Genomic DNA, 9,012 nt, shown 5'->3' with positions numbered 1-9,012 from the left:
TCGACGTAGCCATGCAAGTGTCGACCGAAAATGGCGCACAGTTCGCCACGTGTCAGACGCGACGCGACCGATGGTTGTTGACAATAAACAAGCCGCCACGCTATGTTCGGGAGACTGACGCTACGCCGTCCATTCTCCACTGCAAACCGCTCATCGATGACCACGCCAAGCCCTTCCAGCGCGATTGAATTGTTGCAGCGGCACTCCCTTGCCACGCTAGTCCAGGAAACGCTCGAACGGGGCATCGTCTCCGGGGAATTCGCGCCTGGGGAGAAATTGAACGAAGTGGAAGTTTCCGCTCGACTGAACGTGTCTCGCGGCCCCTTGCGCGAAGCGTTTCGCGCGCTGGAACAGGCGGGCTTGCTAAAGACCGAAAAAAACCGCGGCGTGACGGTGCGCGCGCTGTCGCTGCGCGAGGCGGAAGAAATCTACCAGGTCCGCGCGATGCTGGACGAATCGGTTGCCCGCGCGTTGGCCGAGCAGATGGCGCCCGAGACGCTTGCAACGCTCAAACGCATCATCGCCTCGATGAAAGCCGCGAAGAAAGATCACGACCTCACCCTGTACACGACATTGAACGTTCAGTTGCATGACGCAATGGTCTCCGGTGTCGGCAACCAGCATCTGCTCGAAACGTACCGGCATCTAGTCCGCCAGCTCGGTTTGCTCCGTCAGGCCGCCATCGAATCGGAAAAAAGCGCGCTGACTACGTCCGTGACTGAGCACGAGAAAATCGTCAACGCGCTCGCGAAAGGCGATGCGGAGCGCGCGGTCGCTCTAGTGCGCGAACACGTTACTCATGGCCTCGCCAGAATGCGGCGCGCCCACGAACGCTGGGCGGCTTCCGCGAACCATACGGTTAAAACCTGAGCCAGGCTGAACGGCCGCGTTAGGCTTTATCCGACTTGCCGGCGGCGTTCGCCAGTTTGCTGAGCAAACGATCGACGAGCCACGGCTGCCGGTCCTCGTCTTCCGCGCGTTCCTTGCGGCGAATGGCGTCACGCACGGTAATCGAGCCCACGAAGCGGATCGGTTCAGGTGGGAAATAGCCCAACGGCCCGTTCGTCAAAGGACTGCGTGTCCACTCGTTGTCCAGATCGAGCAACAGCGAAGACAGAATCTGCCCGCCCATATAGGTCGGCCCGACGCCGTTCCCGGAATAGCCGAATCCGTAGAGCACGTTCGGCGCATTGTCGAGCCGGCCGAAAAATGGGAAGCCGGTGACCGACCGGTCCGACGGGCCGTTCCAGCTCGCCGTGACCGGCACGTCGCGCAATGCGGGAAAAAAATCGTGCAGGCTGCGCGTCAGATCGGCTTCATAGGGCGAGCGCTGATCGAACACCGGCGCGATCCGCCCGCGCCAGGCAAACGTATTGCCGCCCTTGCCCAGCATCAGCCTTCCGTCGGGCGTGCTGCGATAGTAGTATACGAAGATCCGCGAATCGAGCACCGACACGCCATCTTTCAGGCCTATCCGATGCAGCAGTTCGGGGCATTTCTCGGTGACGATCATGTCGCTGGACACAACCGCCAGCGTGCGTTCGAACTGCCGGAAACGGCTCGCCATCCATGCATTGATCGCGAGCACGAGTTTCGGCGCAATCACACTGCCGGCCGGCGTGCGCACCGTCACGCGTTCGCCGGCGTCAAACTCCAGCATCGGCGTGCGTTCGTAAATGCGAATGCCCATTTCGATCGCGACGCGCCGCAATCCGCGCACGAGCTTGCCGGGATGAACCGTCGCCGCGATCGGCGAATAGACGCCGCCGAGATTGCGCGCCGAACCCGAACGGCTCGCCACTTCATCCGGTGAAAGATGCTGGTACGCATTGATGCCGCGCTCGCTCAATGCGGCGATCACCGGATCGAGCACGCCGATTTGCGCACGCGAGGTCGCCGTGTAGAGCGTGCCGTCGAGGCGCAATTCCGCATCGACGGCATGCTCCACGCAGAAGTCGCGAATCCGGCCGACAGCCGCTTCGGACGCTTTCACCAGCCGAACCGCTTCGGCTTCACCAAACAGCCGCCGCAGCGTGAAAAACTTCGTCGACCACGTCAGCAGACAGCCACCGTTTCGGCCGCTTGCCCCCGCGCCGCACAGATCGCTTTCGATGATCACGATGTCGAGTTCGGGCTTTTTCTGCTTCGCCTGGATGGCAGTCCACAAACCGGTGAAGCCGCCGCCAACAATGCAAACATCGGCAGTCGTCGCGCCTTGCAGCGCGGGCGCCAATGATCCATCGGCGAAAAGTGCTTGTTCAATCCAGAACGGACGCATAAATGGTTCGCCTTGATATAACGGTTTAACGCTCTTCGGAGGAAAGGAAGGTTTCCTCCCTGTTTGGCCGGGAAGAAACCTTCACTCTGGTCTGTTTCAGGCCGCCGCTTGCGCCGATACCCGCTTGATCTCCATTGCCTTCAGCGTGTCGGCGATCGCGGCAACCGCGCCAGGAATGCCGGATTCGCCGAAGTGCCCGATACAGCCGACGCGGAATGTTTCCAGCTGGGTCAACTTGCCCGGATAGAGGATGTAGCCGCGCTTCTTCACTTCCGTATAGAAGGTCTTGAAGTCGTAGTTGGGATCGTCGGGTGCATGGAACGTGACGATGATCGGCGCCTGAATCGAAGGATCGAGAAAGGTCCGAAAACCGAGCGCAGCCATGCCTTCGATCAGCGCCCGGCAATTGCCGGCATAGCGTGCGCCGCGCGCTTCTAGGCCGCCCTCTTCCATGTATTGCGCGATCGCCTCGTCGAGTGCCGCGACGACATGCGTGGGCGGCGTGAAGCGCCACTGCGTGGTGCGGTTCATGTAGGCCCATTGATCGTAGAGATCCATCGCGAGCGACGGGCTGTTTCCCTCACAACGTTCCAGCACACTGCGGCGAATGATCACGAAGCCCATGCCGGGTACGCCCTCCAGACATTTGCCGGACGCAGCCACAACGGCGTCGAAGGGCGTTCTGCGCGCATCGATGTCGATCGCGCCGAATGAACTCATTGCGTCGATGATCAGACTGCGCCCGTGCTTCGCGACAACCTCGGCGATCTCATGCAACGGATTGAGCACCCCGGCACCGGTTTCGCAATGCACGAGTGCCACATGCGTGATGGCCGCATCGGCCGCGAGGGCGCGATCCACATCCGCGGCTTTGATCTGCGTGTCTTCAGCGTAGTCGATGGTCTGGTGACGGCGGCCAAGCGCACGGCAAATCTTCGCGATCCGTTGGCAATACGCGCCGTTGCTCGGCACGAGTACGTGTCCGTCGCGCGGCACCAGCGTACCGATCGCGGCTTCCACGGAGAACGTGCCGCTGCCCTGCAGGGGCACGCATTCATGCGTGCCCTCGCCGTGCACGATCCGCAGTGTCTGCTGACGGATACGCGCGGTAATCTGATTGAAGTCGCCGTCCCACGAACCCCAGTCGCGCAGCATCGCCTGACGCGTGCGGTCGGATGTGGTGAGCGGACCGGGAGTGAGCAGAATGGGTGCGGAGGACAGTTTCACGGTAACTCCTTATCGATCTTTGATGAAGACGCGTTTTAACCACGGCGCGGCGTGCGCCATGCCTGGGTTCTGCGCAATACGCCATGCGACACGCCGGCAAACAGCAAACACGCGAACGCCGCCGTCACAAGGACGAGCGTGGCCATCGCCGCGGCCGGTCCGATTTGTCCGGCGTCGTCGAGATTGAGAATGGCAACCGAGGCAGGCTGGGTGTCGGGGGAATAAAGAAACGCAACCGCGGACACCGTGGTCATGCCGTTGACGAACAGATAGCGCGCAATCTGCAGGATCGACGGCAGGCAAACCGGCACGGTCACACGCAAAAATGTCTTGTAGAAAGGCACTTTCAGCGAAGCCGAGACCGCTTCGAATTCGTTGTCGATCTGACGAAGCGCGGTGACTGCCGTCAGATGGCTGGACGAGTAGTAATGCACGACCGTAACGATTGCCAGCAGCGCGAGCGTCCCGTAGAGACCGTTCAAAGGATTGGCAGGCGAGTTGAACAGAAAGATGTAGCTGATGCCCAGAACGAGACCCGGCACGCCCATCGGCAGAATCGCGCACAGATTGATAAACCCGCGCAACCAGCGCGGCCCGCGCGTCTTCTCCACGAGATACGCGCCGCCGAACACGATGATCGTCCCGCCGATCGCCACGCACGCCGCCATTTTCAGACTGTTTTTGTAGGCATCGAAGATCCCGGCGCCAATCAGTCCCATCTTGTAGTGCTGTAAGCCGAGGCTCATCTGATACGGCCAGAACTTCACGAACGAGGCGAACACCGAAATACCGACCACCGCCAGCAAAAGCGTACAGACGATCGCGCAATAGCCGAGCATCGCCATGTCGAACCCCCGCGCCGGCTTCGGTTGATAAGGCGTGGAGCGCGCGCCGAGCTGCGATTGCTGCTTGCGGCGAATGAAGAAGTCGACGGCGAATGCAACCAGTGCCGGGCAGAGCAGCAGCAGGCTGACCACCGCGCTCCGGTTGAAGTCTTGCAAGCCGATGATGAGCTTGTAGATATCGGTAGAGAGCACGGAGTAAGGTCCGCCGATCACCACCGGCACGCCGAAGTCGTTGATGCAGATCGTGAACGACACCATCGTCGCGCTGATCAGACCATACTTCGCGCCAGGCAGCGTGATCGTGAAGAACTTGCGCGCGCGGCGCGTGCCCATCGCGTCGGCCGCTTCATATAAGCGGCCGTCGGAGAGCGAGAGCGCCGTGACGAGAATCATCAGCACGTGCGGAAAAGCGGCGTAAACCAGGCTGCATACGATACCCGGCAATCCGTAGATGGAATGCCCGTGCAGCAGCGGCTTCAGAATGCCGGAGTTGCCGAACCAGTAGATGAACGACACGGCCGACAGCAGCGTCGGCGCGAGCAACGGAAGCAGCGCGACTGTGCGCACGGCGTTTTTCATCGGCATGCACGAGCGGGTCAGTGCGTACGCGAATGTAAACGCCATCGGAATCACAATGGCGGTTACGAGGCAAGCGACCGTCACCGAATGCAACGTCGACGTCCACACGCCCGAATCCACCAGATAGCCGGTGAAATTCGCCAGTCCGACAAAGCGGCCGTCCGCGTCGACAAAGCATTTGCCGATCACCAACGCCAGCGGCAAAAGCAGAAACATGCCGAGAAACGCCGACATCAGCACGAGTGCCAACTGCGCGATGCGGTCATGCCAATGGCTCTTCTGGCGAACTTCGGCGTGCCCGTCGTCGCCGCTGCGATGCTCGATCAGAACGGCGCTCATTGCAGTCGCTCCTTCGCGGCGGAGAAGACGCACACGTGTTCGCGGTTGATAGCCAGGTGAAAACGCGACCCGGCCTGCAAACGGGTACGGTGCATTTCGTGAAACGACAGGTCGGCGACGATCTCCTGGTCGCCGAGGCCGTCCACCTTGAAGCTGACCCGGCAAAATGCGCCGAGGAATTCCAGTTTCTGGACCGAGGCTGACAGCAGGTTGTCCGCCTCGCTGCCGGGCGCACTGAGATGGATGTCTTCCGGACGCACGAACGCCGAAACTGTCGAGCCCAGGATCGCGGGCCCCGTTCCGCATCCATAGCGCAGGGAGATCGAGCCCGCCTTGAGGCTGCCGTCGTGCGTCACCTCGGCGGGAATCAGATTGACCTTGCCGATGAAGTCGGCAACGAACGGCGACGCCGGCTCGCGATAGATTTCGTGCGGCGTGCCGATCTGCTCGATCACACCTTGATTCATCACGACGATCCGATCCGCCATGGATAGCGCTTCTTCCTGATCGTGCGTGACCATGATCGTGGTCACGCCGAGGCGCTGCTGCAACTGGCGGATTTCCTGCCGCAAGCGCACGCGCACCCGGGCATCCAGTGCCGAGAGCGGCTCGTCGAGCAACAGCAGGCCCGGCGACGTGGCAAGCGCACGCGCGAGCGCAATGCGTTGCTGCTGGCCGCCCGACAACTGGTTGGGATGCTTGCGCTGCGCGTCCGGCAATCCAACTAACGCCAGCAATTCGTTCACGCGATCAGCGATCGCCGCGCGCTTCATCTTTCGATTCACGAGGCCATAGGCCACGTTATCGAAGATGGTCAGATTCGGGAACAGTGCGTACGACTGGAACACAATGCCGTAGTCGCGAAGCTGCGGCGGCAAACGCGAAATATCGCGGCCGTCCTGCATGATCTGGCCGGCACTCTGTGTTTCCAGTCCGGCAATGATGCGCAGTAAAGTGGTCTTGCCACATCCCGACGGCCCGAGAAAACAGAGCATCTCGCCCTTCTTCACGCCAAGATTGATGTCCTCCAGAACCGGCGTTTCGTTGAACCGCTTATAGACTCGCTGCACGCTCAAATACGCTGTCATCTGTTCCTCCGCTCCCGCTTGCCTGCTCGCTCGCATGGCGGCGACGCACACCGTGCGCCGCGTCGCCGCATCGTTCGGGGCGCACGGTTCGCGCGCCTCGCCATTCCTCAAGATCCGGCTCGACCCGGCCTACTTCTGCTCCTTGCTGCCGTAGCGTTTTTGCCAGTCGCCGAGAATGGCGTCGCGATTCTTTGCGGACCAGGTGAAATCGTTTTTCACGAGCAGTTCCGAATAGTTGTCAGGGATGCCCGACAGTTTCTTCGCGACGCCGGGATACGCCACGATCGCCCACCACTGCGCCGTGATTTCATTCGCCTGCTTGCTGGCCATGAAATCCGCGAGTTTTTTTGCCGCTTCCGGCTGCTTTGTCGTTTTCATGATGCCGGTGGCTTCCATGTCCCAGCCGAGCCCTTCTTTGGGAAAGATCAGGTCGATGGGCGCGCCTTGTGCCTGCAATTCGTGGCCGCGGAATTCGAATGAGATGCCGATCGGAAATTCGCCGGTGCCGGCCAGCGTGCAGGGCTTTGAACCCGAGTGCACGTATTGCGCGACGTTCTTGTCGAGCGCGTCCATGTACTTCCAGCCCTTGTCGTCGCCGAACGTTTGCAGCCACGAGGTCACATCCAGATAGCCGGTGCCGGACGACACCGGACTCGGCATCACGATCATCCCCTTGTAGACCGGCTTGGTCAGGTCCTCCCATGAGGTCGGCTTGGGCAGGTGGCGCTTCTCCGCTTCGACGCGGTTGTAGCAGACCGTCGCGCCCCACACGTCCATGCCGACCCAGTGCGGCGGCGTGTTCGCATCGCTGTACTTGCGAGTCAGGCTGTCGAAGCCTTTCGGCGCGTAGGGCATCAGCATGCCCTGCAGATCGAGAAGTGTGAGGCTCGATGCGGCCAGTCCGAGCACCACGTCGGCACGCGGATTGTTTTTCTCCGCGAGCAGTTTGGCAGTGACCGCGCCCGTCGAATCGCGTACCCAGCGGATTTCGATATCTGGATTGGCTTTTTCGAAGGCGTCCTTGTACGGCTTCATGGCTTCGTCCTCGAGCGCCGTATAGACGAGCAACTGCGTTTTCGCATGCGCGGCCTCCATTGCGCCCAACGTCACGGCGGCAGCCACGAGACAGCGCAGCGCCACGTTCAAACGACTTCTGCGATTGGCCAACCCCTGCTTTTCCTTCATTTCCAGACCCCTTGAGAAAGTGGCGTCGCGGCGAGCGACGAAAACGACCGGTGCTACGGGACCACAGCTTGTTGCAACCCTCCTGACGACTGCTTTTGGGAAAAATCTAAATGTTGTCTGTTGTTGACAATCTACAAAGCATCAATTTTAATGTCAAGTATTGCCACACTTTGCCACATAATGCCTCATCAACAACACCCGACTTACCCCTAGCCGAAAGGACACGTCATGAGCGAAACACCGGTTTCCATCGAAGTGAACGGCCGCAGCTACAACTGGATGCATCGACCCGTTGTCGTGGTTTGTGTAGACGGCTGCGCGTATGAATATCTGGAGATGGCGGCGGCGGCAGGCGTCGCACCGTTTCTTGGCAAGCTGTTGCGCCCGGGTACTGCTCTCAAAGGCGAATGCGTGGTGCCGAGCTTCACGAACCCGAACAATCTGTCGATCGTCACCGGTGTGCCGCCCGCCGTGCACGGCATTAGCGGCAACTACTTCTTTGATCGCGACAGCGGCACTGAGGTGCTGATGAACGACCCGAAGTATCTGATCGCGCCCACTGTGCTCGCCGGGTTCGCTGAGCGGGGCGCCAAGGTGGCCGTGGTCACGGCAAAAGACAAGCTGCGCAGGCTGCTCGGCAAAGGCCTGAAGGGCGTGTGCTTCTCGGCCGAGAAAGCCGACGAAGCGACGCTCGAGGAGAACGGTATTGACGGCCTGCTCGAACTGGTCGGCAAGCCGGTGCCGAGCGTGTACAGCGCCGACCTGTCCGAGTTCGTATTCGCGGCCGGCGTGCGGCTGCTCGAAACCCGTGAAGTCGACCTGATGTATCTGTCCACCACCGATTACGTCCAGCACAAGTGCGCCCCGGGCACGCCCGGCGCGAACGCGTTCTATCAGATGATGGACGGCTATCTGCAGCGGCTCGACGAGTTGGGCGCGATTGTCGCGATCACCGCCGATCACGGGATGAACGCAAAACACAACGACGACGGCGAACCCAACGTGATCTATCTGCAGGAGCGCTTCGACCAGTGGCTCGGCGAGGACGCTGCCCGCGTGATCCTGCCGATCACCGATCCCTACGTCGTGCATCACGGCGCGCTTGGATCGTTTGCGACGGTCTACCTTCCCCCGTCGGCGGACGTGGAAGAGATGCGCCGCGAACTGGCCAAGGTTCCCGGCATCGAACTCGTGTTGACGGGCGCTGAAGGCTGCGCGCGTTTCGAACTGCCGCCGGCGCGCATGGGCGACCTGATCGTGATCTCAACGCGCGACGTGGTGCTCGGCACGCGGCGCATCAAGCACGACCTGTCCGGTCTCGATGTGCCGCTGCGTTCGCATGGCGGCCTCGCCGAGCAGATCGTCCCGCTCCTGTTCAATCAGCCGGTCGCGAAATCGGTCGGCGAGCGGGCACGGCTGCGCAACTTCGACATCATCGACATCGCACTCAATCACCTTCAATGAACGGGGA

Annotated in this window: 7 protein-coding genes; 2 read left to right on the top strand and 5 right to left on the bottom strand. The window is 61.1% G+C overall.

Features of this window, described 5'->3' with window-relative positions; translation table 11 throughout:
- Positions 1–156 precede the first annotated feature (156 nt).
- On the top strand, positions 157–870 hold the full coding sequence (locus ACFSNN_RS18765; RefSeq protein ID WP_134462839.1) for a phosphonate utilization associated transcriptional regulator: 714 nt from the start codon (positions 157–159) through the stop codon (positions 868–870).
- Between the two features lie 19 nt (positions 871–889).
- Here the strand turns inward: ACFSNN_RS18765 and ACFSNN_RS18760 are convergent, their stop codons facing one another.
- From ACFSNN_RS18760 to ACFSNN_RS18740, 5 genes are all read right to left on the bottom strand, one after another.
- Positions 890–2,278, bottom strand: a complete 1,389-nt coding sequence (locus tag ACFSNN_RS18760; protein WP_134462837.1) for an FAD-dependent oxidoreductase — start codon at positions 2,276–2,278, stop codon at positions 890–892.
- A gap of 96 nt (positions 2,279–2,374) precedes the next feature.
- A complete protein-coding gene (locus tag ACFSNN_RS18755) occupies positions 2,375–3,505 on the bottom strand; it encodes a 2-aminoethylphosphonate--pyruvate transaminase (protein WP_134462835.1) in 1,131 nt (376 codons plus the stop codon).
- A gap of 35 nt (positions 3,506–3,540) precedes the next feature.
- A complete protein-coding gene (locus tag ACFSNN_RS18750; protein ID WP_134462833.1) occupies positions 3,541–5,268 on the bottom strand; it encodes a putative 2-aminoethylphosphonate ABC transporter permease subunit in 1,728 nt (575 codons plus the stop codon).
- Positions 5,265–6,356 carry a putative 2-aminoethylphosphonate ABC transporter ATP-binding protein gene (locus ACFSNN_RS18745; protein WP_134462831.1) on the bottom strand — a complete coding sequence of 364 codons (1,092 nt, stop codon included), beginning with the start codon at positions 6,354–6,356 and terminating at the stop codon, positions 5,265–5,267. Before ACFSNN_RS18745 ends, ACFSNN_RS18750 begins: the two co-directional genes overlap by 4 nt.
- A gap of 129 nt (positions 6,357–6,485) precedes the next feature.
- Positions 6,486–7,541, bottom strand: coding sequence for a putative 2-aminoethylphosphonate ABC transporter substrate-binding protein (locus ACFSNN_RS18740; protein ID WP_134462829.1), 1,056 nt, complete (start codon positions 7,539–7,541; stop codon positions 6,486–6,488).
- Positions 7,542–7,769: 228 nt separating this feature from the next.
- Here ACFSNN_RS18740 and phnA point away from each other — a divergent pair, with 228 nt between their 5' ends.
- Positions 7,770–9,005 (top strand): phosphonoacetate hydrolase, encoded by a 1,236-nt coding sequence (phnA, locus tag ACFSNN_RS18735; protein ID WP_134462827.1) that lies wholly within the window; start codon positions 7,770–7,772, stop codon positions 9,003–9,005.
- Positions 9,006–9,012: the final 7 nt, after the last annotated feature.

Origin of the sequence: Paraburkholderia dipogonis (genome assembly GCF_042680985.1) — a bacterium.
Lineage (GTDB): Bacteria > Pseudomonadota > Gammaproteobacteria > Burkholderiales > Burkholderiaceae > Paraburkholderia > Paraburkholderia phytofirmans.
Note: the sequence above shows the minus strand (reverse complement) of the source record. Positions and strands in the feature narration are given on the sequence as shown.

Coding starts and splice junctions, on each gene's coding strand:
- ACFSNN_RS18765 (WP_134462839.1), top strand. CDS start 157: ATGACCACGCCAAGCCCTTCCAGCGCGATTGAATTGTTGCAGCGGCAC.
- ACFSNN_RS18760 (WP_134462837.1), bottom strand. CDS start 2,278: ATGCGTCCGTTCTGGATTGAACAAGCACTTTTCGCCGATGGATCATTG.
- ACFSNN_RS18750 (WP_134462833.1), bottom strand. CDS start 5,268: ATGAGCGCCGTTCTGATCGAGCATCGCAGCGGCGACGACGGGCACGCC.
- ACFSNN_RS18745 (WP_134462831.1), bottom strand. CDS start 6,356: ATGACAGCGTATTTGAGCGTGCAGCGAGTCTATAAGCGGTTCAACGAA.
- ACFSNN_RS18740 (WP_134462829.1), bottom strand. CDS start 7,541: ATGAAGGAAAAGCAGGGGTTGGCCAATCGCAGAAGTCGTTTGAACGTG.
- phnA (WP_134462827.1), top strand. CDS start 7,770: ATGAGCGAAACACCGGTTTCCATCGAAGTGAACGGCCGCAGCTACAAC.